The sequence below is a fragment of the Novosphingobium sp. SG919 genome, from assembly GCF_012932495.1.
Taxonomy (GTDB): Bacteria; Pseudomonadota; Alphaproteobacteria; order Sphingomonadales; family Sphingomonadaceae; genus Novosphingobium; species Novosphingobium rhizosphaerae.
Window position 1 is genome coordinate 66,650 of the sequence record NZ_JABCNG010000002.1, and the last position, 23,082, is coordinate 89,731.

15 protein-coding genes are annotated in these 23,082 nt (G+C 67.0%); 7 read left to right on the forward strand and 8 right to left on the reverse strand.

Features of this window, described 5'->3' with window-relative positions; genetic code table 11:
- Window positions 1-18: 18 nt before the first annotated feature.
- Window positions 19-1,926: a sialate O-acetylesterase gene (locus FHT19_RS10480; protein ID WP_169475086.1), complete on the reverse strand. Its 1,908-nt coding sequence runs from the start codon at window positions 1,924-1,926 to the stop codon at window positions 19-21.
- Between the two features lie 261 nt (window positions 1,927-2,187).
- Here FHT19_RS10480 and FHT19_RS24395 point away from each other — a divergent pair, with 261 nt between their 5' ends.
- Window positions 2,188-5,895, forward strand: coding sequence for a hypothetical protein (locus FHT19_RS24395; RefSeq protein WP_248290400.1), 3,708 nt, complete (start codon window positions 2,188-2,190; stop codon window positions 5,893-5,895).
- A gap of 53 nt (window positions 5,896-5,948) precedes the next feature.
- Here the strand turns inward: FHT19_RS24395 and FHT19_RS10490 are convergent, their stop codons facing one another.
- The 6 genes from FHT19_RS10490 to FHT19_RS10515 all read right to left on the reverse strand — a co-directional run bounded on the left by FHT19_RS10490 (window position 5,949) and on the right by FHT19_RS10515 (window position 13,699).
- On the reverse strand, window positions 5,949-7,364 hold the full coding sequence (locus FHT19_RS10490; protein ID WP_248290401.1) for an MFS transporter: 1,416 nt from the start codon (window positions 7,362-7,364) through the stop codon (window positions 5,949-5,951).
- Between the two features lie 2 nt (window positions 7,365-7,366).
- A complete protein-coding gene (locus FHT19_RS10495; RefSeq protein ID WP_169475087.1) occupies window positions 7,367-9,052 on the reverse strand; it encodes a GMC family oxidoreductase in 1,686 nt (561 codons plus the stop codon).
- 21 nt (window positions 9,053-9,073) lie between these two features.
- Window positions 9,074-9,718 carry a gluconate 2-dehydrogenase subunit 3 family protein gene (locus FHT19_RS10500; protein ID WP_169475088.1) on the reverse strand — a complete coding sequence of 215 codons (645 nt, stop codon included), beginning with the start codon at window positions 9,716-9,718 and terminating at the stop codon, window positions 9,074-9,076.
- A gap of 47 nt (window positions 9,719-9,765) precedes the next feature.
- The gene (locus FHT19_RS10505) at window positions 9,766-11,343 is read right to left on the reverse strand and encodes a carboxylesterase family protein (RefSeq protein WP_169475089.1); all 1,578 of its coding nucleotides are present in this window, start codon (window positions 11,341-11,343) and stop codon (window positions 9,766-9,768) included.
- Window positions 11,344-11,516: 173 nt separating this feature from the next.
- Window positions 11,517-12,569 carry a sugar phosphate isomerase/epimerase gene (locus tag FHT19_RS10510; protein WP_169475090.1) on the reverse strand — a complete coding sequence of 351 codons (1,053 nt, stop codon included), beginning with the start codon at window positions 12,567-12,569 and terminating at the stop codon, window positions 11,517-11,519.
- 29 nt (window positions 12,570-12,598) lie between these two features.
- Complete coding sequence (locus FHT19_RS10515; protein ID WP_169475091.1) at window positions 12,599-13,699, reverse strand: Gfo/Idh/MocA family oxidoreductase; 1,101 nt, start codon at window positions 13,697-13,699, stop codon at window positions 12,599-12,601.
- Window positions 13,700-13,823: 124 nt separating this feature from the next.
- Here FHT19_RS10515 and FHT19_RS10520 point away from each other — a divergent pair, with 124 nt between their 5' ends.
- The 4 genes from FHT19_RS10520 to FHT19_RS10535 all read left to right on the forward strand — a co-directional run bounded on the left by FHT19_RS10520 (window position 13,824) and on the right by FHT19_RS10535 (window position 17,925).
- The gene (locus FHT19_RS10520) at window positions 13,824-15,044 is read left to right on the forward strand and encodes an MFS transporter (protein WP_169475092.1); all 1,221 of its coding nucleotides are present in this window, start codon (window positions 13,824-13,826) and stop codon (window positions 15,042-15,044) included.
- A gap of 127 nt (window positions 15,045-15,171) precedes the next feature.
- Window positions 15,172-15,846, forward strand: a complete 675-nt coding sequence (locus FHT19_RS10525) for a TetR/AcrR family transcriptional regulator (protein WP_168557199.1) — start codon at window positions 15,172-15,174, stop codon at window positions 15,844-15,846.
- A gap of 115 nt (window positions 15,847-15,961) precedes the next feature.
- A complete protein-coding gene (locus FHT19_RS10530) occupies window positions 15,962-17,041 on the forward strand; it encodes a 2-oxoglutarate and iron-dependent oxygenase domain-containing protein (protein ID WP_248290402.1) in 1,080 nt (359 codons plus the stop codon).
- Window positions 17,038-17,925, forward strand: a complete 888-nt coding sequence (locus FHT19_RS10535; RefSeq protein WP_168557200.1) for a hypothetical protein — start codon at window positions 17,038-17,040, stop codon at window positions 17,923-17,925. The genes FHT19_RS10530 and FHT19_RS10535 overlap by 4 nt, the downstream gene beginning before the upstream one ends.
- Window positions 17,926-17,978: 53 nt before the next feature.
- On the opposite strand, the gene FHT19_RS10540 is transcribed toward FHT19_RS10535, so the two are convergent.
- The gene (locus tag FHT19_RS10540; RefSeq protein WP_169475093.1) at window positions 17,979-18,545 is read right to left on the reverse strand and encodes a hypothetical protein; all 567 of its coding nucleotides are present in this window, start codon (window positions 18,543-18,545) and stop codon (window positions 17,979-17,981) included.
- 423 nt (window positions 18,546-18,968) lie between these two features.
- On the opposite strand from FHT19_RS10540, the gene FHT19_RS10545 reads away from it, so the two are divergent.
- Together FHT19_RS10545 and FHT19_RS10550 are read left to right on the forward strand one after the other, a co-directional pair.
- Window positions 18,969-21,545: a TonB-dependent receptor gene (locus FHT19_RS10545; protein ID WP_169475094.1), complete on the forward strand. Its 2,577-nt coding sequence runs from the start codon at window positions 18,969-18,971 to the stop codon at window positions 21,543-21,545.
- A gap of 22 nt (window positions 21,546-21,567) precedes the next feature.
- Window positions 21,568-23,082, forward strand: a complete 1,515-nt coding sequence (locus FHT19_RS10550; RefSeq protein ID WP_169475095.1) for an FAD-dependent oxidoreductase — start codon at window positions 21,568-21,570, stop codon at window positions 23,080-23,082.

Below are 23,082 nucleotides of genomic sequence, written 5' to 3' on the forward strand. Positions count from 1 at the left end.
GGCCGGTCGCGTTCGCTGTCACGGCAAAGGCATCGTGAACGGTGCAACCGGGCTGGCATCGGCGTCGAACAGGTTCGCCACCGGGCTGTCTGCCCAGAGATAGCGCAGACTGGCATCGCCTGCCTGCGTCGCCAAGACGACCGTTTCCGCCCCATCCAGCCGCGCCGCCGCATAGCGGCAATGGGCCGCCGCATCGCACAGTTCAAAGCCGATCGGCACACTATCGCCGATGACGCGCAAGGGCCGGTTGAAACGCAGCCGCAGCGTGGCGCCGTCACGCCCGGCCTGGGGCAGCGCCGCCACGTCCTTGCCGGCAAGCGCCAGGGCCAGGCGATGGCCCACCGGCTTCTTGCGCGTGGGGTGGATATCGTCGGGATCGCCCACGTCGATCGCCACGGCCAGCCCTGCTTCGGCATCGGTGGCAGCCACCTCGCGCTGCGCCTCGCGGATCTGCGGCCAGAACGCCGCAACCGGACCAGTGGCGAGCGGGCCATAGCCGGCGATCTGCACGATGCCGAAACGGCGGGTGGAAAACTGGCTGCGCCAGGCGGCAATCAAGCCGCGCAGCAAAGCGCGATAGCCCTGGGCATCGCCGGCGTTCGATTCTCCTTGGTACCAGGCGATGCCCGCCAACGGATAATCGCCCAGTGGCGCGATCATGCCGTTGTACAGCGTCGTAAGGCCGCTCGCGGCGATCCATGGCGGCATCGGCACGCGGCCGGAACCGCCCAGCGGTGCCCCCTGCACCACGGTCCAATCCTTGAGCGGCAGCGCCGGGCCGTCGGCCAGTTCCAGCGCCGGGGGCGCCGCGCCGTGCAGCCCGCCGCCGCCCCCGCTGTCGAGTACGTTGACCGTGATCGTATTGGCCCCGGCGTGCAACACGCCGGGCGCCAGGGCATAGCGGCGCTGGTTGTTCCAACCCACGTCTGCCCCGACCACGCGCCCGTTCACCAGGGTCTGGTCGATATCGTCGGCCACGCCCAGGCGCAGCGCCTGCACGGCGCCCGCCTGCTGCCTGGTCAGTTGCACTGTGGCGGTGTAGGTGGCCGTGCCATCGAACTGGGCGAACGCGGGATCGCCCCATTCCTCCCACACCCGCGAAACATCGGCGGGGCGGCCCGCGCCCTTGCGCACCGTGCGCGCGAAATAGGTGCCCAGGCGCTCGCTCCACGCCGCCTGGGCGGCCGCCGGATCGCTCCGACGCAGTGCCAGCAAGGCCAGTTCGTCGGTATACGTGCCCAAGCGCTGGGCAGCCGCTTGCGGCAGCCAATCCTCGATGATCGACCCGCCCCACGAGGCCGCGATCAGGCCCACCGGCACTTTGCGCGTCGCCTGGAGATCGGCCCCCATGAAATAGCACACGGCCGAAAAATCGGGCACGCTCCTCGGCCCGGCCGTTGCCCACGCCACCGGCGCGCCGAATTGCGCCTGGGGCGCCAGGCTGCTTTGCTTGGGTACGTTGAACAGGCGCAAGTCGGCATTGGCGCTGTTGCCGATCACCGTATCGGCATTGGTGGCATGGCGCAGGGTGAATTCCATGTTCGATTGCCCCGAACACAGAAAGACATCGCCAAACGCCACATTGGCCAGGTGGGCCTGCTGCCCGGTGGACGCGGCAAAATGCAGGACATGGCCGGTGCCGGCGTCATGCGCGGGCAGCGCCACCTGCCAGGTGCCATCGGCGGCCACGGTGGCATCCTGGGCCACGCCATCATCCAGCCGCACATGCACAACGCTGCCCGGCTCGCCCGTGCCGCGCAATGGTATCGACACGCCGCGCTGGAACACGGCGTTGTCGGTAAGAATCGGTGCCAGGGCAAAGGGCGCGGCCTGCGCCAGCGTGGGCGCGGCGGCAAGCGCCAGGGCCAGCGCGCCGCAAGACGCGCCGAAGGGCGCCAGGCGCAGCGAAAAACCAGGGTGGAACATGCCCGGCAAGGCTCCTCTCGATGCTCGGCACGCGCCCGACGGGGTGCGCGCCGCGTTTTTGATGGTGTATTGTTAGCGCTATCTTGACGGCAATTCGAGCGCAATTTATGCCCTGCCGCAAGGAAGCGAAATCCAGCGCAAAAACCATAACCCGCCGTGCCCCGCAGCCGGCCAGGGAAGGAGAGAGACATGCCCGCAACGTGCCCCGCGCGAAGGACCATGGCCGCCTTGGGCGCTATCGCCGCAAGCCTTGCCCTATCCATGCCGGCTCATGCCCAGGGACCGGCACCCGCCGCCGCCACCGCAGCGCCCGTTCCGCTGGCGAGTGGGCCCTATCACTGGCAGACCGTGCCGTTCGGCGCGGGCGGGTTCATCGACGGGTTCCTCTATCATCCCCGCCAGCCCGGCATCCTCTATGCCCGCACCGATATCGGCGGCATGTATCGCTTTGATTTCGAAAGAAAGCGGTGGCTGCCCCTGCTCGATCACCTGGGCCATGACGATGGCGATCTGATGGGTGTGCTCAGCTTTGCCGTCGATCCCCAGGCGTCCGATCGGATCTATGCCGCAACGGGGCTCTATCTTTCGCAATGGAGCCGCAAGGGCGCGATCCTGCGTTCCGACGATCGCGGCCGCACCTGGCAGAAAACCGAACTGCCGATCGGCGTGGGCGGCAACAGCGATGGCCGCGGCTCGGGCGAGCGGCTGGCCGTCGATCCGCGCCAGGGCGACGTGCTCTATTTCGGGTCGAACCGCGACGGTTTGTGGAAAAGCACCGATCGCGGCCGCAGCTTTGCCCGCACCGGCGCCAGTGTCGCCGGGTTCAGCCTGGTCGCGGTCGATCCCGCCGTGGCCAACAAGGTCTGGGCCGGATCGACCGACGGCACCGGCGCGCTGGTGGTGAGCCGCGACGGCGGCGCCAGCTTTACCCCCGTGCGCGGTTTGCCCGCGCTGGTGCCCCAGCACCTGGTCTTCGGCCCCGACGGCAGCCTCTACGTGACGTTCGCCGGCGGCGACCAGGCCAGCACGCTCAACCCCGCCAACGTCAAGACCGGCGCGGTGTGGAAGCGCGACGGCAAGGACGGCGCGTGGCACGATATCACCCCCACCCCGCCCGCTCCGGGCCTGCCCGGCGGCTTTTCCGGCATCGACCTGTCGAGCGATGGCACCCTGGCGGTATCGACCATCGATCGCTGGGCACCGGGCGACGATATCTACCTTTCGCGTGACGGCGGCGCGCATTGGAACGCCTTGTCCACGCACGCACGCCACGATCCCAAGGGCTATCCCTGGCTGGTCGACTACATGAAGGGCGAGGATCGGATGGGCCATTGGATGGCCGATCTCAAGTTCAATCCGTTCAAGCCCGACGAACTGGTCTATGGCACCGGCTATGGCCTGTGGATGAGCCGCAACCTTGCCAGCGCCAAGGGCCAGGAGCCGGTGCAATTCGATTTCACCGTCGCCAACCTGGAAGAGGCCGCCACGCTGCAGATGGTCTCGCCCACCGGCGGGGCGGCAATCCTCGCCGCGTTCGGCGATGTCGGCGGCGGTGCCTGGGAAGACCTGGCGCGCACGCCGCCGCGCAAGGGTCTGTTCACGCCCGCCAGCGAAACCAACTTCAGCATCGATTATGCCGGCCTCAAGCCAGGCAGCCTGGTCCGCCTGGTCGATCGCGCGCCCACCCACGGCTATGTCTCGGCCGACGGCGGCGCCAGCTGGACCCCGTTCGGCGCTTCTGCCTGGCAACCGCCGGCACCGGGCGAGCCATGGCGCGGGCTGGGCGTGGCGGCCATTTCGGCCAAGGCTACGTCGCTCGTCTGGGCGCCGCAAAAGGATGGCCTCTATTTCTCGACCGACACGGGCCGCACCTGGAAGCCTTCGTCCGGGATCACTGCGCGCGCCGATGATTCCTACCTGCCCGTGGCGGACAAGGCCGCCGACGGCATCTATTATGTCTATGATCGTGCGGCCTCCGCCGTGCTGGCCAGCGGCGATGGCGGCGCCACGTTCAAGCCGCTGATCGAAGGGCTGCCCAAGCTTGAATCCTGGCAGCAGGGCCGCCTGGCGGTGGTGCCGGGCCGCGTGCGCGATCTGTGGCTGGCGCTGCCGATGGGCCTGTTCCATTCGCCCGACAGCAAGACCAAGGTCACCCAAAACCGCAAGGTGACCGAGGCCTGGCTGGTCAGCTTTGGCGCACCCACGGTCAAGGATGGCTACCCGGCGGTGTTCCTGTGGGGCAAGGTCATGGGCCAGGAAGGGCTCTGGCGGTCCGACGATGCCGGCGCCAACTGGGTGCGGATCAACAGCGCAGACCAGCAGTTCGGCACGCTGCGCGCGATCGCGGGCGACATGCTCGATCCCGGCACGCTCTACCTCGCGCCCCACGGGCGCGGCCTGGTCGTCGGCATGCCGGCCAACAAGCCGCTGCCCGCGCCGGGCGCGCCGCAGGCCAATGCCGTGCCGGACGGGCCGCCGGCCGTGCGCCAGATCGCCATCGATGCGGCGCGCGATGGCGGGCCGATCGACCGCTTCTTCGATCTCTCGATCGGGTCGGACTACCCCGGCACGCTGCGCCGCCCGGAAAACATGGCGCAGCTCAAGATCGCGAGCGAGGAACTGGGCTTCCGCACCATCCGCTTTCACGACATTTTCCACGATGCGCTGGGCACGGTAAAGCGCGTGAACGGCAAGATCGTCTATGACTGGACCGCGATCGACGCGCTCTACGACGATCTCAAGGCGCGCAACTTGCGCCCCTTCGTCGAACTCGGCTTCACCCCCGATGCGATCAAGACCTCGGACCAGACGATCTTCTATTGGAAGGGCAACACCTCGCACCCCCAGCCGGGGCCGTGGCGCGATCTGGTCGACGCCTTCGTGCGCCATGCGATTGCGCGCTATGGCCGGGAGGAAGTGCGGCAGTGGTTTTTCGAAGTGTGGAACGAGCCCAACCTGGCCGGCTTCTGGGAAAAAGCCGATCAACCGGCCTATTTCGACCTCTACCTGCAGACGGCGCAAACCATCAAGGCGATCGACCCGCAACTGCGCGTGGGCGGTCCTTCGACGGCAGGCGCGGCGTGGGTGCCCGAACTGCTCGCCTATGTGAAGGCCAAGGGCGGCACGATCGATTTCGTCACCACGCATACTTATGGCGTGAACGGCGGTTTCCTCGACGAAATGGGCAAGGACGATACCAAGCTCGATCCTTCGGCGCAGGCGATCACGGGTGACGTGCTGCGCGTGCGCCAGCAGATCGAGGCTTCGCCCTTCCCTGGCCTGCCGCTCTATTTCACCGAATGGAGCACCAGCTATACCCCGCGTGACCTGGTGCACGATTCCTATGTCAGCGCGCCCTATATTCTGTCCAAGCTGAAAGCCGTGGAAGGCGCGGCGCAAGGGATGAGCTACTGGGTCTATTCCGATCTGTTCGAGGAACCCGGCCCGCCGACGACCGAGTTTCACGGCGGTTTTGGCCTGATGACCAAGGACGGCATCCGCAAGCCCGCGTGGTTCGCCTACAAGTATCTCCATGCCCTGCAGGGCCACCGCGTGCCCTCGGCCGACGGGCAAAGCTGGATCGCCAGCGATGGCCGCAAGCTGGCCGCGCTGGTGTGGGATTTCCGGCAGCCCGACCAGCCCACCAGCAACCGCAGCTTCTTTGGCAAGCTGGTGCCCAATGCGCCGGTCGCGCCGGTGCGCCTGGCGTTCAACCACCTCAAGCCGGGTCGTTATCGCTATACCCTGCATCGCACCGGCTATCGCGCCAACGATGCCTATTCCGCCTATATCGACATGGGCGCCCCGGAACAGCTCACCCCGGCGCAGTTGGCCAGCCTTCAGGCCCAGGCACAAGACCAGCCGGAAGCGAGCGAGACGGTCACCGTGGGCAGCGATGGCGCCTTCGTGCGCGAAGTGCCGATGCACAGCAACGACGTGGCGCTCGCCACGCTCGAACCCCAGGGCTAGGCCCGGTTCTCACCAGCGGGCGGGTGGCGCAGCGGCGCCCCCGCCCCGTTGCTTCAATCAAACAGCTTGTGCGGCAGGCGCCAGGCAATCGCCATGCACAGGCCCAGCAGCACGACGATCGCCGCCAGCGCGGCCATGGCCGGAAACGGATAATGGCGTGCACCGCTGGCGAAATAGAGGCTGCCCACCAGCGCCACGCCCAGCGCCGCACCGAATTGCTGGCTGGTCTTGAGCAGGGCACTGGCCGCCCCGGCGTGGTCGCGATCCACGCGTGAAACCACCACGGGCCCAACGCAGCCCGATGTCATGCCCATGCCCGCGCCCGCCATCATCAGCGCCAGCACCACCAGCAGCCATGGCAGGTGCGCAACGGTAATGCCCCACAGCACCAGCGCGGTGGCGGGCAGCATCGTCGCCGCGCCCAGCACCAGCACCCAGCGGCCCAGCCTTGGCAGAAGGTTGCGGCTCATCACCCCGATGCCGAACATCGCGCCCAGGCCATAGGGCATGTGCAGCAAGCCGGTGAACAGTGGCGTCTGGCCGCGCTCTGCCTGGCAGGCAAAGGCAAAGACCAGCAGGAAGCCCGATCCCACCCCGCCGAACACGATTGCCAGCGCCAGCCCCAGCCGGAAACTGGCAATGTTGAACAAGGCTGGATCGAACAGCGCCGGGCGCCCCTCGCGCACGCGCCGCCCGGCGTGGCGCCAGGCCATGATCCCCAAAGGTATCACGGCGAGCAGCGGCCACAGGTTCACCCCGCCATGGCCGCTTTCGGCCGCGCCGATCAGCGGTTGCAACAGCGCCGCCATGGCCAGGCCGAACCATGCCATGCCGAGCAGGTCATAGCCGGCCGGCCGGCTTGACCGGGCCTCGGGCAAAAGCACCAGGCCGGCGATCACCGCGCCGATCCCCACCGGCAGGTTGATCAGGAACACCGCGCGCCAGCCAAGTTCGAACAGGTTGGCCTCGATCAGGATGCCGCCCAGCACCGGGCCGGCAATCGCTGCCAGGCCGCCGATCACGCCGAACAACGCCATGCGTGAAACGCGTTCGAGCGGGGAGAACATGACCTGGACCATGGCCATCGCCTGGGGCGCCATCACCGCCCCCGTCGCGCCCTGCAGCAGCCGCGCCGCCACCAGCGCCGTGCCGGTCGTGGCCAGCCCGCAGGCCGCCGAAGCCAGGGTGAAACCCGTCACCCCGATCAGGAACATGCGGCGATAGCCGAAAGTATCGCCCAGGCGGCCACCGGCCATGAGCAGCACGGCAAAGGCCAGGGAATAGCCCGCCACGATCCATTGCGATGCCTGGGCATCCGCGCCCAGGCTGGCCTTGATCGCCGGCAGCGCGGTGTTCACGATCGTCATGTCGACGATTTCGAGCACCAGCGCCGTGATCAGGGTGATCAACGCGAAGGTTTTCTGGCGATGCGTCAGGCTTTGCGGGTCTCGACCGGTGGACTTTGGCACGCTCAGATCTTGCCTTCGCGCAGCATGCCCACGGCCGCATCGGCAGCGCGCGCGGTCAAGGCCATGTAGGTGAGCGACGGGTTCTGGCACGCCGACGAACTCATCTGCGCGCCATCGGTGACGAACAGGTTGGCCACATCGTGCGCCTGGCTCCACTTGTTGAGCACGCTGGTGGCCGGATCGTTGCCCATGCGCGCGCCGCCCATCTCGTGGATCGCGGTGCCGCCCGCACCCGGCCGGTCAAAGCCCATGATGACCTGCCCGCCCGCAGCGGTGAGCATTTCGGCTGCCTCGGCCTTGGCCTGGGCAAGTGCGGCGTGTTCCTCCGCGCCAAAGGCGAACTCGATCTTGAGCTGCGGCAGGCCGTTGGCATCGGTCTTGCTGCGATCGAGCGTCAGGCGATTGCTGGCGCGCGGCACGCAATCGGCAAAGGCCACCAGCACCATGCGCCACGGGCCGGGACGGTGCAGCGTGTTCTTGTAGTCCGCACCGATCCCTTCCATCCGCTTGCCCTGCGTCCAGGTGCTTTGCAACGCGCCGCCCTGGAACGAAAAGCCGCGCGTGTGGCCGACGCCGTCGAGCGTTTCCATGTTGCGATACCGCGGAATGACAATGCCGGTCGGCCGGTTGCCGAACGAGGTATGCGCGTCGAAGCCGGGCATGATCGCCGCTGCCGAAAGCGTGTTGGCATGGTCCATGATGTGCGTGCCCAGCACGCCGCTGGAATTGGCCAGGCCCTGCGGCATCGCCTCGGTGGCGGAATTGAGCAGCACATGCACCGAATTGAACGCCCCGGCGTTCAGGAAGACCAGCCGCGCCGTGGCGCTCTTGCGGGTGCGGGTCTTGGTGTCGATGTAGCGCACCCCGGTGGCCCGGCGCGTGGCCGGGTCATAATCCACCGCTTCGACCACGGCATCGGTGATCACGGTCAGGTTGCCGGTGGCCATGGCGGCCGGCAAAGTGCTCGATTGCGTGGAGAAATAGGCGCCATAGGAACACCCGCGCGCGCAGATCGAACGATATTGGCACGGCGCCCGGCCTTCTTCTTCCTTGGCTTGGGTCAGGTTCGCGGTGCGTCCCACGGTAAGGCAGCGATCGGGCCAGCGCGCCGCAATCGCTTCGCGCGTGTGCTGCTCCACCACGTTGAGCGCCATGGGCGGCTGGAATTGCCCGTCGGGCAATTGCTTGAGGCCTTCCTTGGCACCCGAGACGCCGACGAAGCTTTCCACCTTGTCGTACCATGGGGCGAGGTCGGCATAGCGGATCGGCCAGTCGGTGCCGTGGCCATCGCGCGCATTGGCGGCAAAGTCATAGTCCGACCAGCGATAGCACTGCCGGCCCCAGGTGAGCGAGCGGCCGCCCAGCTGATAGCTGCGGAACCAGGTAAACTGCGTTTCGGGCGTGGTCTGATAGGGGTTCTGGGCGTCGTTGACGAAGTGGCCCTGGGTGAATTCGTTGAAATGGCGATTGAGCATCTGCACGGGATATTCCCGTTCATAGAGCGCGGCATCGCCTTCGCCCCGGAACGGCATTTCCCAGGGCGCTTTCATTTCCGTATCATAGTCCTGCTGATGGCGGATCTCGCGGCCCCGCTCGATCATCAGCACTTTGAGCCCAGCCTTGGTCAATTCCTTGGCCGCCCAGCCACCGCTGATGCCCGAGCCAACCACAATCGCATCGAAATCCATGGGAAACATCCTGTCCGCAAATCAGCCGAAATCGATGGCCGTCCAGTCGCTGGAATAGCTGCGCGTGGTGGGGGTGACCGGCACGTCGGGGTCCCACCGGCCGGGCACGAGTTCGTAGTTGAGTTCCTTGGAACCGCCGATCTCGCTGGTGTAGTAACCGGTCAGGATCAGGTTCTTGATCGGGTGCCAGGGCTGCGCAGCAGGCACCTTGGCAAAGGCATCGTGATCGAGTGCGGCCAGCGCGGACTGGCGTTGCGCGGGCGTTGCCACGGCAAACGGACGCCCGGCGCGCTTGGCAAGTTCGGCGGCCAGCCAGCTCGCGTGATCGAGGCTGCCATCGGGACGGGCAAAGGCCGCGACCGCCGGATCGGCGCGCAGCGCATCGGGCAGCGGCTTGCGCGTGCCGTCCAGCCCGTGGTCGAGCGCGAGCAGCACAAACGTGCCCGCCCCCACTTCACCGGCCCCGGCCGTGCCCGTGCGCGGGATGACCAGTTGGGCAACATCACGCATCAACGCCTGGTGCGGGGCCAGCCGCGCCGCCTTGCGCCGCGCGGCGGCCAGCGCTTCGTCGGCCGGGCCGAGCGAGGCGCCAAGGGCCGCGCCGAACAGCGCCAACCCGGCCATGAATTCGCGGCGCTGCCATGCACCGGCGGTCTTGTCTGCCATATTACCTCGCTTTGCCTCGTGCCGATCAGCTTCGTCGCGGAATGCCATTACATCAGCCCCAGATTGCCACCGGCCGCGGCATAGGCGGCAAAGGCCGCCTGCCGTGCCGGGGTGGATACCGCCGGTGCCAGGCCCGGCTTGTCGCCCAGCCACATCACCGCACCAGAACCGTCCGCCGCCATCGCCGGCCAGGGCGCACTGCGGCCGGCCGGGTTGCCGCTGCGCAAAAACGCCAGCACGTGGTCCTGCCATTGCCGGCTGACCGCCGCATCGCGCGCGGTGAACTGGCGCCCGCCCTGCCCCAACGTGCCAAACAGATAAGGCAGTTGCGAGGAATGGAACGCACCGAACGATGCCCCGCCCGGTGCGGGCGGATAGGCATGGTCGTAAAGATAGGCGTAGACCCGCTGGCCCGCCTGCGCGCGAGCCCTGGCCCAGAGCAGCAGCCCGGTCATATAACGGTCGCGCGCGATCAGAAGGTTGGATTGCTGGGCCTGCGCCGCATCGGCATGGGGATAGAGCGCAAGCAGCCGATCGGCAAAATCGCCATAGCGCCCTCGCACCGCCGCTTCGAACGCGGCGGGCGTGCGGATCGACAGGTCGATCATCTCGGCGCCGTTGAAGCCCGTCAGCAACGGGACCGGGCTGGCCACCGGCATCGCCGCGCGGACCGGATCATGCGGCAGGAACGCACCATCAACGTGGGGCACATAGACCAGGCGTGGCGGGCCGCTGCCACCGGGAACCACCTTGGTCGCCTCCACCAGGTCTGCCGCCGCAACCGCGCGCAGCGCTGCCGCGTCTGCGGCGTGCAGCCGCGCGCCAAGCGCCTGACCTTCGGCATCGCCCTGCGCCAGGCTGGGCACGTCCACCGCCATGCTCGCGCCGCTCAGCGCGATGGCCTTGGCGAACAGGCCCTTGGCGCGGGGCGACACGATCAGCGCCACGACCGATTCGGCGCCGGCGGATTCACCCGCGATCGTCACGTTGGCCGGATCGCCGCCAAAGCGGGCAATATTGGCCTTGATCCAGCGCAGCGCGGCAATCTGGTCTTCCAGGCCGTAATTGCCCGAGGCACCCGATTGCCCTGGCCCGCGCAGCGCCGGATGGGCGAGGAACCCGAACACGCCCACGCGATACTGGATGGTGACCACCACGGCCTGCCGCGCCGCCAAGGCTGCCCCGTCATAGACCGGCACGGTGGCGCCACCCCCGCTGAACCCGCCGCCATGGATGAATACCAGCACCGGCAAGCCATGCGCCGGGCCCGCCGGTTTCCACACGTTGGCAGTCAGGCAATCTTCGGAATAGGGCGGCGGCGCCAGGAATTCGGCGGTATAAGGGCCCCAGGCGCCGGCCTGCGCCTGATAGCACGAGGGGCCAAAGCGGCTGGCATCGCGCACGCCCTGCCAGGCCGGTGCCGGGCGCGGCGCTTGCCAGCGCAGCGCGCCGACCGGGCCTAGCGCATAAGGCAGCCCCAACCAGGCTTCCACGCCGCGGCTCGCCGTGCCCGCCGCCAGGCCCTGCGCCGTGCGCACGAGTGGCGCGGGGCTGGCCGCTGCAACACCGGGAATGCCAAGCGCAAGCGCTGCAAGCAGCACGGCGGCCGGTTGCTTGATGGCCATGAGGCATTCTCCCGCGTCGGTTTGATTTATCGTAATCAATATAATAGTTCTAAAATAGGTCAAGCCGGCAAAACGCCATTGGCCGCAAATGCGGCGCAATGACCCGGCAATCTACGGAACCGGCTTGCCGTGGCGCGGCTGGCAGGCAGCGCCAAGGCAAGCCGGAATGAAGGTCAGATGCCCATCAGCTTGCGGTTGAGCGCGCGGTCGGCGCCACCGGCGGCAAAGTCGTCAAACGCGTGCTCGGTCACGCGAATGATGTGGCGGGCAATGAATGGGGCGCCCTCGGCCGCGCCCTGCTCTGGATGCTTGAGCGCGCATTCCCATTCCAGCACGGCCCAGCCGGGGAAGTCGTATTGTGCCATCTTGGAAAAGATTGCCGGGAAATCCACCTGCCCATCGCCCAGGCTGCGAAACCGGCCGGGCCGATCAACCCAGCTCTGGTACCCGCCATAAACGCCGCTGCGCCCGTTGGGGCGAAACTCGGCATCCTTCACGTGGAAGCATTTGATCCGCTCGTGATAGATGTCGATATAGGCCAGGTAATCCAGGCATTGCAGAACGAAGTGACTGGGATCGTAGAGAATGTTGGCGCGCGGATGATTGCCCACGCGTTCCAGGAACATCTCGAAGGTCGCGCCGTCGTGCAGGTCTTCGCCGGGGTGGATTTCATAGGCCGCGTCCACGCCGTTTTCGTCGAACACGTCCAGGATCGGCTTCCACCGCCGCGCCAGTTCGTCAAACGCGTCTTCCACCAGGCCAGCGGGCCGCGCCGGCCAGGGATAGAAATAGGGCCAGGCCAGCGCGCCGGAAAACGTGGCATGGGCGCTCAGGCCCAAGCGCCGGCTGGCAACCGCCGCCTTCTTCACCTGCTCCACCGCCCAGGCCTGGCGCGCGGCCGGGTTGCCGTGAACCGGCGCCGGGGCAAAGGCATCGAACTGCGCGTCGAATGCCGGATGCACCGCCACCAACTGCCCTTGCAGGTGGGTGGAAAGTTCGGTGATCGCCAGGCCCTTGTCGGCGAGCAGGCCCTTCACCTCATCGCAATAGGCCTGGCTTTCCGCTGCCAGGTCAAGATCGAACAGGCGCTTGTCCCAGCTGGGGATCTGCACGCCCTTGTAGCCCAGGCCGGCCATATAGCTGCCGATGGCATCCAGGCTGTTGAACGGGGCGGCATCGCCGGCGAACTGGGCCAGGAAAATGCCCGGCCCCTGAATGGTCTTCATGGCTGTTCGGCTCCTTCAAACGGTCGATTTCAAGCCCTCAGGGGCACCCACCCGGCGCCTTCGCGGCTGGCCGCCACGGCGGTGGCGATGAACGCCATGCCGCGCAAGCCCTCTGCCACGCCCGGCAGCAGCGACGCTGCCTCGCCGCGCAACAAGGCGGCAAAATCGCGGTAGAGGTTGGCAAAGGCTTCCAGGTATCCTTCGGGGTGGCCGGCCGGTGTGCGCGTGCGCGCCACGGCATCCGGGCCGAGTTGACCGCTTCCGGCGTGGATCACTTCGCTGCGCCCGTCAATGGTGTTGTATTCCAAGACATTGGGCGTTTCCTGGCGCCAGGTCAGGCCACCCTTGTCGCCATGGAGCCGAATGCGCAGACCATTGCGTTCGCCCACTTCGATCTGGCTGGCCAGCAGCACGCCGCGCGCGCCGTTGTCGAAACGCAGCAGCACCGTGCAATCATCGTCGAGCGTGCGGCCGGGCACGACGGCGGCCAGATCGGCCAGCAGTTCGGTCACTTTCAGCCCGCTGATGAATTCAGCCAGTTGAAATGCGTGGACGCCGATGTCACCGATGCACCCGCCCAGCCCCGCGCGCGCGGGGTCGACGCGCCACTGCGCCTGCTTGCCCGTCGCTTCTCCAGCCAGCCAGCCTTGGGGATATTCCACCACGATCTTGCGCACCGTGCCCAGCGCGCCGGCGGCAACGCGTGCGCGCGCCTCACGCACCAGGGGATAGCCCGAATAAGTATAGGTCACGCCAAAGGGCAGGCCCGCGGCCGCAACCAGCCCGGCCAGTTCCTGCGCTTCGGCCAGGGTCGCGGTCAGCGGTTTGTCGGTCATCACCGGCACACCTGCCGCCAGCGCAGCGCGGGCAGCGGGCAGATGGTGGTGATTGGGCGAGACGATCGAAACGAAATCGATGCCATCGGGCCGCGCACGTTCGGCCGCGAACATCGCCTCAAGCGTGGGATAGGCCCGCGCAGAATCGATGCGATAGCTTGCCGCCGCCGCCTGGCCGCGCGCCGCATCGCTGGAAAACACGCCGGCGACCAGCTCGATTTCCCGATCCATTTCTGCCGCATAGCGATGCACCGGGCCGATGAAAGCACCAGGCCCGCCGCCGATCATAGCCATTCTCAGACGCCGCAAGTCACTCTCCCCACGCGGTTTCGTTTGTAATACCGATTCTAGTTTGATAGGGCGAGCGCCGTCAAGCAGGAATGGTCGCGCCCGAACGGCCCCGACGGGAGAATTTTGCATGCAGCTCGTCCGCAAGTTTTACGCCTCGCTCACGCTCAAACCGCAAGGTCTGACGATGATCGTGGCCGGCTTCCTGCCGGTTTTTGCCATCATCGCCATGTTCCCGGTGGTGGCGGCAATGATCGGCCATTTCAAGGACGTGCCCGATGCCGCGATTCGCGTGCCGGCCATGGTTACCGCGCCAGGCTATGCCATCGCCGTGCTGGCGCCGTTCGCCGGCCTGTTCGTCGATCGTTTCGGCCGCCGCCCGCTGCTGCTGGCCTGCACATTCTTCTACGGGATCGTGGGCACGGCGCCGTTCTTCCTCGAAAACCTCGATGTCATCTTCGCCTCGCGCCTTTTGCTGGGGGTGTGCGAGGCCGGCATCCTCACCATCGTCAACACCCTGATCGCCGATTATTGGGAGGACCGCGAACGCCGCACCTGGCTGATGCTGCAAGGCATGGTGGGTCCGCTGTTCCAATCGCTCGTCTTCCTGCTGGTCGCGGCCGTGGCGGCCTGGCGCTGGAACGGCAGCTTCCTGGTCTACCTGGTGGCGCTGCCGATCTTTGCGGCGATGTATGCCTTCATCTACGAACCCCGCCAGCCTGAACCAGCCGCGCTGGCCACGCCCGGCACGGTGACCCCGCCGACGCAGGCCGAACGCTTCCCGCTGGGCATGGCGTTCCTGGTGGGCGGGCTGACGCTGTTTTCGTCGGTTCTCTACTATGTGTTCATCGTCAATGGCAGCATCGCCTGGGCCGAAATGGGCGTGACCGATCCCATGGCGGTGAGCAAGGCCACATTCATCCCCAGCTTCTTCATCCTTGCCGGCGCCGTGGTCTTCCGCATTGTTTCGCGTTTCAGCAATGCCGCGCAGATCGCCACGTTCCTGCTGCTGTTCGGCCTGGGCCTGGCCGGCATTGGCCTGGCGCACAGCGTGCTACAGATGCAGGTGGCGCTGGTCATCCAGCAGACCGGTGCCGGCATGGCGGTGCCCGCCCTGATCGCCTGGGCGCAAAGCAAGTTCTCGTTCCGCCACCGCGGGCGCGGCATGGGGGTGTGGACAAGCTGCTTCTTCCTGGGCCAAGCCGTCTCGCCGGTCCTGGTCGGGCTGGTGGCGCGGCACCTGGGTTCGATGCAGGGCGCTTTCCTGGCGGCCGGCGTCATCGCCCTGGCAGCGGCCTTGGCCGGCGGCGCGATTGCGCTGCGCCACAAGGCCGTGCTTGCCCCGGCATGACGCCAAGGCTGGGGCACCGGGCGTGTGACGCAATGATGACTGGCCGGTTGGCGGGCGCAACAAATGACGATATGGCACCGCAACACGCACCCGCCGTTCCGGCTGGCGCCAGCATAGGGTTGCCTTGATGTCGCAAGAAACGTCCGTCCCGGCGGACGCCCAGGAATTCACGCTCGAAGGCCTGAGCCGCGCGCCTTTGCAAGGCCGCAGCAAGGCTTCGCTCGAACGCATGCTGGCCACTGCGCGCGAACTGATGCTGGAACGCGGCAGCGAAGATTTCACGCTTCAGGAAGTGAGCAGCCGCGGCAAAGTGTCGATCGGCTCGATCTATCTGCGCTTTGAAAACAAGGACAGCCTGGTGCGTGCGGTGCTGCTTCAGGCCACGCAGAACCTGGCGCGCGAGGAGAACGCGATGCACGCGGCGCTGGCCGCGTCCTGCGCCAACCTTGCCGAATTCGTGCCTCGTTATGTCGAGGCCTATTCCGAAGTGCTCCGCGTCAACGCCCCGCTCTTGCGCCTGACCATGATGCGCGCCGAGCAGGACCCGCAGATTTCAGCCTTGGGCAAGCAGGCGGCGTTGCGCGCGGTGGACAAGGCCGTGGCCGCGTTCATGACCTATCGCGACGAATTCGGTGGCGCGGATCCCGAACTCGCCGCCTCGTCGGCGCACCATATCATCTTTGCAACCCTCGCCCGCCAGCTCAGCCTGGGATCGAGCAGCGAGTCGGTCACCAATTACGACTGGAACGTGCTCAAGGGCGAACTGGCGCGCATGTGCGCCGCCTATTTCCAGGCGCCCTGAACCGCCAGGCCGCCCCGAAAGGCCCGAATTCAGCGCTTGCGCGCCGGCACTGCTTGCCCTCGAAACCCGATCCAGACGGCGCGTCCGATCCGGCCCAGGGGCATAGACCGCATTGATGACCGCTATCGCCGTTTGCGGGGTGGCGCGGCGAGCGCGGGCTTGTCACTATGGCGCCATGGTTACGCCCACCCATGTTCTTCCGCTCGTCGATATCACCCGCCTGCAAAGCGCGCGGCGCGAAGACCGCCTGGCCGTGGCCGAAGAGCTGGACCGCGCCTGTGTCGACGCCGGGTTTCTCTATGTCACCGGGGCCCAGATCGACACGGCATTGCGCGACCGCGTGGTGGCGCGCGCCAAGGCCTATTTCGCGCAAGACCAGGCGGCCAAGATGGCCAGCTACATCGGCCTGTCCGAAAACCACAGCGGCTATGTGCCGGTGGGCGAGGAACAATTCGGCAGCGGCACGCCCGATCTCAAGGAAGCCTATGACATCAACGTGGACTATGCCCACGCCCACGGCCGTCGCCCGCTGCTGGGGCCCAACCTGTGGCCGCCGATGCCCGGCTTTCGCGAGGACGTGCAGGCCTGGTACCAACACCTGACCGGCATCGGCCACCAATTGTTCCGCGCCTTTGCCCTGGCGCTGGGCCTGGCGGAAAGCCATTTCGACGCCCACCTGCGCCATCCGCCCAGCCAGTTGCGGCTGATCCACTACCCCCACGATGCCGATGCGCAGGATCGCCCCGGCATCGGCGCCCACACCGACTATGAATGCTTTACCCTGCTGCACGTGACCGCGCCCGGCCTGCAAGTGGTGAACAAGCAGGGCAACTGGGTGGACGTGCCGCTGGTGGACGGCGCCTTGATCATGAACGTGGGCGACATGATGGAAATCCTGTCCAACGGCCGCTACCTCGCCACCAAGCACCGGGTGAAGAAAGTGGCGCAGGAGCGCTATTCCTTCCCGTTGTTCTTCTCGTGCGACTATGACCATGTCATCGCGCCGCTGGTCGTGGGGCCGGCGGGACAGCAGGCGTCGCACTATCGCCCGATCAAGGGCGGCGAACACTTGTTCAACCAGACCGCGCAGACCTTTGCCTATCTCAAGGCGCGCATCGCGCGCGGCGAACTGGTGCTGAACGATCCCGTGCCGCTTGATTCCTTTGGCCAGCGCGAGGCCGGGGCACGACCATGACGCTGGACCAGTTGCTGGCCGTCCTGCCACCCCGTCCGCTGGGGGACCTGGCCTTTCCCCGCCATCTGCTCGGCGCATTCCGGCGCAAGAGCATCACGTTCTGCACCGGGCTGACCGACGAGACCACGCCGGTCTACTGGTTCCAATCGCGCAGCTTCACCCTGGACTTGCGCTTGCCGGGCCTTGACCAGACGGCCGTTTCCGATCGGCAAGGCTGGGTGGGGGATACGCTATGGGACGAGCGCCGCGCTGAACTGTCATGGTCTATCGCGCGCAGCTATCAGCCGCGCAACCAGTGGCCCGAGCCGGCCCGCCTGGCGTTCATCGGCAACAGCGTGCTCGAATTCGCGCCTTCGGGTGCCTATGTCGAGGATTGGCGCCAGCAAAGCACGCAGGGCCCGCTGCTTGGCCTGCGGCTCACGGCGATGCGCGACGAGGCCACGGGCGCCCGGCATGCGATGGATGGCGGGCTGATCATGGCGGGCGCGCACATCGCCCTCGCGCGCTCACGCCTGCCGGCCGATGATGCAGCCTTGGCCGAAACGGAAAGCCTGGAGCAGGCACTTGCCAACGGGTGCACCAGCGCTGCGGCGATCGAAAGCTATGAAGTGTCGGTGGCCTTGGGCAGTGAGATCGTGACCCGCAGCACCCAGCCCGCGCGGCGAGGCAAGCCGATCGCGCCAGGCCCGTTCACGCTCCTGCCCGATGGCACCGTCACCCAGGAATGCGCGATAAATGGCGCGCGCTGGACGCGGTTTTACACGGTCGACGTGTTCGAACCGGATTTCGCTTTCGCCACATGCACGCCCGCCGCGCCCGATGCGCTCACCTGGCTGGAAGCGGAACGCGCGCACCTGGCGCGGCATGCGCGGGTCGCGATGTAGACACACGGGCGGCACGGGGCGCCAAAAGGCGCTCCCCCGTGCCGCCGGCGCCGTTACACTTTCTGGCCGACGGTTGCGGCCGGCGCGGCGGGCGCCTCTGCCTTGGCCGGCACAGCCTGGGTGTTGGGCTTAACCGCGCTGCAGGCGTCGGAAGCGGCCTGCGTCACGCGCGGCGCGGCATCGGCGCCACCCTCGGAACTGTAGGATACCGTGCGGGTGCAGCCCGATGCGTCGGTGGTGGACGAAACATAGGTCATGTGCACGCCCTTGGGCAGATTGCCCATGCCGGCCACGGTCGCGCCGGGTGCGGCGCCCGCTGGCGCGGCGGCGGCATTGGCCATGGCGGCACGCTGCATCAAGGCAACCTGCTGCATCATCGCAGCGGCCTGCTGGTCCATCATTGCCGAAATCATATCCATCTGGGCGAATGGATCGGCCAGCGCCACCGGCTGAACCGCAACGCGCGGCGGCACCGCGCCCTGATATTGCACTTGCGCCACCGAGCCATCGGGGAGGTTGACCAGCATGGTGTGCACGTCGGCCGTGGCCGCCTGGGCGGCACAGGCCCCTGCCAGCGTAAGCGCGGCGGCACCGATCACAAACTTGGGGAATCCTGTCATGGATGTCGCTCCTTGTGCTTGTCCGCGCCCAAATTTCCGCCGCCTGGCTGAACGCGCGATGAAGCATGTGGCGCCGCGCGACGAGGCGTGACTGCCTGCGCGATGCCCGGATCGGCCAGCGGGCGCCGCCCGGCAGGCCCAATGACGAGCGTTGCTGATAGAGCGATTGAACTCTCTCAAGCCAGCCTCGCGCAGCCCGCAAACGACGCGGGCAGCTATGAGCATCGGCAATGCCGCAGCCCGCAGCAACGGCACCGCGCAGCCTGCACCTATTTGCGCTGCGCAACATATCGTTGCGGGCAAACAATGAACGAGACATTCTCAATTCAATTGGTAGAGTTTATTGCCTAGCGAGCCCTCACGCGCTGCCTGGCCAAAGGCCCGAACCGCAGCGCGGCATTTCTTGCCATGGGGGGGAATTCCATGAAATCCGCTTTGCTCGCCACGTCAGCCCTGATGCTGGCGCAACCCGCTGCTGCCTTTGCCGCAACACCGCCCGCGCCCGCTGCCGAGCCTGATACGGCGCCAGCCACGGCCACCGACATCATCGTGACCGGCACGCGCACCACCGGCACCCGCGCTGCCGACAGCGCCGCGCCGATTCAGATCCTGGGCGCCAGCACCATCGAAAATGTCGGGCAGCGCGATCTGCGCCAGGTTCTGGGACAAAGCCTGCCCAGCCTGGGCACGCAATCGTTCGGCGGCGACGCGGCCAATCTCACGCTCAACGTGGCCTTGCGCGGCATCAGCCCCAACGACACGCTGGTTCTGGTCAATGGCAAGCGCCGCCACTTCACCGCCAACCTGGCCGTCTTGGGCGGGAGCCCCTATTCGGGCGCGGCCACCACGGACCTGAGCTTCATTCCCACCGGTTCGATCGGTCGCGTGGAAGTCCTGCAGGATGGCGCGGCGGCGCAATACGGGTCTGATGCGATCGCCGGCGTGGTCAACATCATCTTGCGCAACGACGATCATGGCGGGCAGCTCTCGCTGACCGGCGGGCAGTATTACAAAGGTGACGGCAAGACGTTCGAGGGCAGCTTCAACAAGGGGTTCAAGCTGGGCGATCGCGGCTTCCTCAACCTGACCGGCGAATACCGCTTTCACGATTATACCCAGCGCGGGACTTACGATTACCGCTTCTTCAACACCGATGGCACGCTGCGCAGCAGCCTGAGCGCGCTCAACGCCAACGGGATCAAGGGCGCGGCGAACTATCCCTATGTCAACCGCATCCTCGGCGATGCGCGCTACCAGATCTGGAACCTGGCGTTCAACGCCGGCTATGACGTGAGCGAGACCGTCCATGCCTATGCATTTGGCAGCTATGGCCGGCGCACCGCATCGGCGCGGCAGAACTATCGCGCGCCCAGCCGCTATACCGGCACCGATGCCAACGGCAACACGGTGGTGCCCTTCCCCAATGGCTTTACGCCGCGCATCGCGCTGGACGAGGAAGACTTCTCGCTCACCACCGGGCTTTCGGGCGATCTGGGCGGCTGGCAGTGGGATGGCTCTCTCACGTATGGCCGCGTGGCCGATGCGCTCTACACGCGGGATTCGATCAATGCCGCCACCTGGGTGCCGGTGCAGAAGGCCAGCACCACCGCGGTGCGCCCGCAGACCGACTATTACGATGGCACCCTGACCAACAGCGAGTGGGTGGCAGACCTGGGGGCCACGCGGGACATTCCGCTCGGCCTGGCCAAGCCGCTGACGCTTTCGCTGGGCGCGCAATACCGCGTTGGCCACTATGGCATCCAGAACGGCGAGCTGGGCTCCTACTACAACGGCGGGCCGGCCGCCTATCCCGGCTTTGGTCCGAGCGATGCCGGGGTCAACGGCCGCAAGACCTGGGCCGGCTATATCGACGCGGCGCTCGATCCGGTGTCGGGCCTGCACCTTGATCTAGCGGGCCGCTATGAACACTATTCCGATTTCGGATCGGTGTGGACGGGCAAGGCCACCGCACGCTATGATTTCAGCCCGGCCTTTGCCCTGCGCGGCACGGTTTCCAACGGCTTTCGCGCGCCGACCCTGGCAGAGGAATACTATTCCTCCACCAACGTCAGCCCCAATTCGATCTATGCCCAACTCGCGCCCAATTCGCCCGCCGTGGCCGCGCTGGGCTTTGGCAAGCTCAAGCCGGAAAAATCGACCAACTTTTCGGCCGGCTTCGTCGCCCATCCCGGCGGCAGCCTGCAGCTGACGGTGGATGCTTACCAGATCAAGATCACCAACCGCATCGTCGCCTCGGGCGGGATCGTGGGCTATTCGAGCGGCTTTGGCAGCAATGGCGTGGTTTCGTCCGCCGTGCTTTCCACGCTTGCGGCGCGGGGCCTGATTTCAAGCACCGACCCGGCAGTGGTGGCGGCCAGCGGATACAGCTTCTTCGGCCTCAACCTGTTCACCAACGGCGCGGATACCCGCACGCGTGGGGTGGAAGCAACGCTGACGGCCACCAGCCGCTTCGGCAATGGCGACCGCGTCGACTGGAGCCTGGGTTTCAACTACAACCAGACCAAGGTTACCCGCGTCTCTGGCCTGCCTTCGGCGGTTTATAATGCCGCATTCGGGCAGACGACCCTGCTGACCCGCAACGCCACCGATGCGCTCACCACCGCAACGCCGCGCGTCAAGCTGATCGCCGGCGCGCTGGTCACCCACGGGCCGCTGTCGTTCAACCTGCGCGAGACGCTCTATGGCATTACGCGCCAGCACGTGAGCCTGGATGGCACCGGCTCCGGCAACACCGTGATCGGCACGCCGACCACGCTGATCACCGACGTGAACCTGGGTTGGAAAGTCACGCCGGCCTTCCGCCTCGATCTGGGCGCCAACAACGTGCTCAACCACAAGGCCACCACGGTTCCCAACGTCAACAACAACGGGGTCCTGCAGCCGGCCGATGGCAGCAACGTCTACGACCGGCCGTCCTCGCTCGCGCCTTGGGGCATCAACGGGGGGTATTACTACGCCCGCGTGACGCTCTCGTTCTGATCCGGCCCGGAAGGAGCACACCATGATCGATCGGCGATCCTTGTTGACCGCATTGGGTGCGGCCACCGTCACGCTGGGCCTTCCCGCCCGCAGCCTGGCCAAACCCCTGCCACCGGGCGGCACCCGCCCCGCCCGCGTGGTGGTGCTGGGCGCAGGGATCGCCGGCCTTGTCGCCGCGCGCGAGCTGGAGCGGCAGGGCGCCACCGTCACCGTGCTGGAAGCGCGCCAACGCGTGGGCGGCCGCGTCTGGACCGTGCGCGGCGGCGATCGTTTTACCGACACCGAGGGCGTGACCCAGACAGTGGGTTTTTCCCCCGGCCTCTACCAGAACGCGGGCGCCGCCCGCCTGCCCAGCCATCACGAAGGCGTGCTGGGCCTTATCCGCGAACTGGGCGTGCCGGTGGAACCGCTGGTCAATGCCAGCCGCAGCGCATTCCTGTCGGACGAGCACGGCACGCTGCGCCTGCGCGAGGCCAGCTATGACTTGCGCGGCTATCTCTCACAATTGCTGCAGGAAGCGCTGCGCAAGGGCACGTTCGATGTGGAACTCGATGCGTCCACCCGCCAGGCGCTGGCCAAGTTTCTGGCGGTTTATGGCGATCTGGGCGCCGACGGGCAGTTTCACGGCAGCCCGCGTGCGGGCCTGGCCAGCCCGCCCGGCGCCACGCCGCGCGATCTGCAACGCGCCGTGGCCCCGCGCAGCCTGGACGATATCCTCGCCCACCCCGCCCTGCCGTTCATCCTGTTCGATGACGATATCCTTATGCAGGCCACTATGCTGGCGCCGCGCGGCGGGATGGATGCCTTTCCCAAGGCGCTGGCCGCAGCGCTGCGTCGGCCTGTCGTGACCGGTGCGCGCGTCACCGCGATCCGCCGCGAGGGCGAGGGCGTGCGGATCGAATGGCGCAATGCCGCGGGGCAGCCGCAGGCAACGATCGCCGATCGCGCCGTGATTACCCTGCCGCTGCCGATACTGGCGGGCATCCCGTCGGATTTTGCCGCCCCAACCACCGCGGCCATTGCCAGCGCGCGGCTGGCGGATTCGGTGAAAGTGGCGTTCGAAAGCGCGCCGTTCTGGGAAGCGGACCAAATCTATGGCGGGCTTTCGTTCGTGGGCGGGGAAACCGGGGTGATCTGGTACCCGTCAGACCGCTTCCAGGCGCCACGCCAGGTTCTGCTGGCTGCCTATACCGCAACGCCCGCCGGGGCGAAGGCCTTTGCCGCGCGGCCGCTGGACCAGCAGGTGGCGCTGGCTCGCGCGGCGGTGGACAAAGTGCACCCCGGCCATGGCGCCGCCTTGGCCAACGCGGTGGTAATCAACTGGGGCAAGCAGCCGTTCAGCCTGGGCCCGTGGATCGAGTGGGGCCAGGATAGCAACGATCCGGCCACGCTCGACCGCTTGAACCAGGGCGACGGGCCATTCGTTTTCGCCGGCAGCCACCTGTCTGCCTATAGCGGCCACTGGCAGGAAGGCGCGGTTCTTTCCGCCCGCCGCGCCGTGAGCCTGCTGGTGCCCTCGCTGTCCCACGTTCGTTGA

Bases quoted from the DNA above. Each gene is read 5' to 3' on its own strand.
- FHT19_RS10480 (WP_169475086.1), bottom strand. From the start codon at position 1,926: ATGTTCCACCCTGGTTTTTCGCTGCGCCTGGCGCCCTTCGGCGCGTCT.
- FHT19_RS24395 (WP_248290400.1), top strand. From the start codon at position 2,188: ATGCCGGCTCATGCCCAGGGACCGGCACCCGCCGCCGCCACCGCAGCG.
- FHT19_RS10495 (WP_169475087.1), bottom strand. From the start codon at position 9,052: ATGGATTTCGATGCGATTGTGGTTGGCTCGGGCATCAGCGGTGGCTGG.
- FHT19_RS10500 (WP_169475088.1), bottom strand. From the start codon at position 9,718: ATGGCAGACAAGACCGCCGGTGCATGGCAGCGCCGCGAATTCATGGCC.
- FHT19_RS10505 (WP_169475089.1), bottom strand. From the start codon at position 11,343: ATGGCCATCAAGCAACCGGCCGCCGTGCTGCTTGCAGCGCTTGCGCTT.
- FHT19_RS10510 (WP_169475090.1), bottom strand. From the start codon at position 12,569: ATGAAGACCATTCAGGGGCCGGGCATTTTCCTGGCCCAGTTCGCCGGC.
- FHT19_RS10515 (WP_169475091.1), bottom strand. From the start codon at position 13,699: ATGGCTATGATCGGCGGCGGGCCTGGTGCTTTCATCGGCCCGGTGCAT.
- FHT19_RS10520 (WP_169475092.1), top strand. From the start codon at position 13,824: ATGCAGCTCGTCCGCAAGTTTTACGCCTCGCTCACGCTCAAACCGCAA.
- FHT19_RS10525 (WP_168557199.1), top strand. From the start codon at position 15,172: ATGTCGCAAGAAACGTCCGTCCCGGCGGACGCCCAGGAATTCACGCTC.
- FHT19_RS10530 (WP_248290402.1), top strand. From the start codon at position 15,962: ATGACCGCTATCGCCGTTTGCGGGGTGGCGCGGCGAGCGCGGGCTTGT.
- FHT19_RS10535 (WP_168557200.1), top strand. From the start codon at position 17,038: ATGACGCTGGACCAGTTGCTGGCCGTCCTGCCACCCCGTCCGCTGGGG.
- FHT19_RS10540 (WP_169475093.1), bottom strand. From the start codon at position 18,545: ATGACAGGATTCCCCAAGTTTGTGATCGGTGCCGCCGCGCTTACGCTG.
- FHT19_RS10545 (WP_169475094.1), top strand. From the start codon at position 18,969: ATGAAATCCGCTTTGCTCGCCACGTCAGCCCTGATGCTGGCGCAACCC.
- FHT19_RS10550 (WP_169475095.1), top strand. From the start codon at position 21,568: ATGATCGATCGGCGATCCTTGTTGACCGCATTGGGTGCGGCCACCGTC.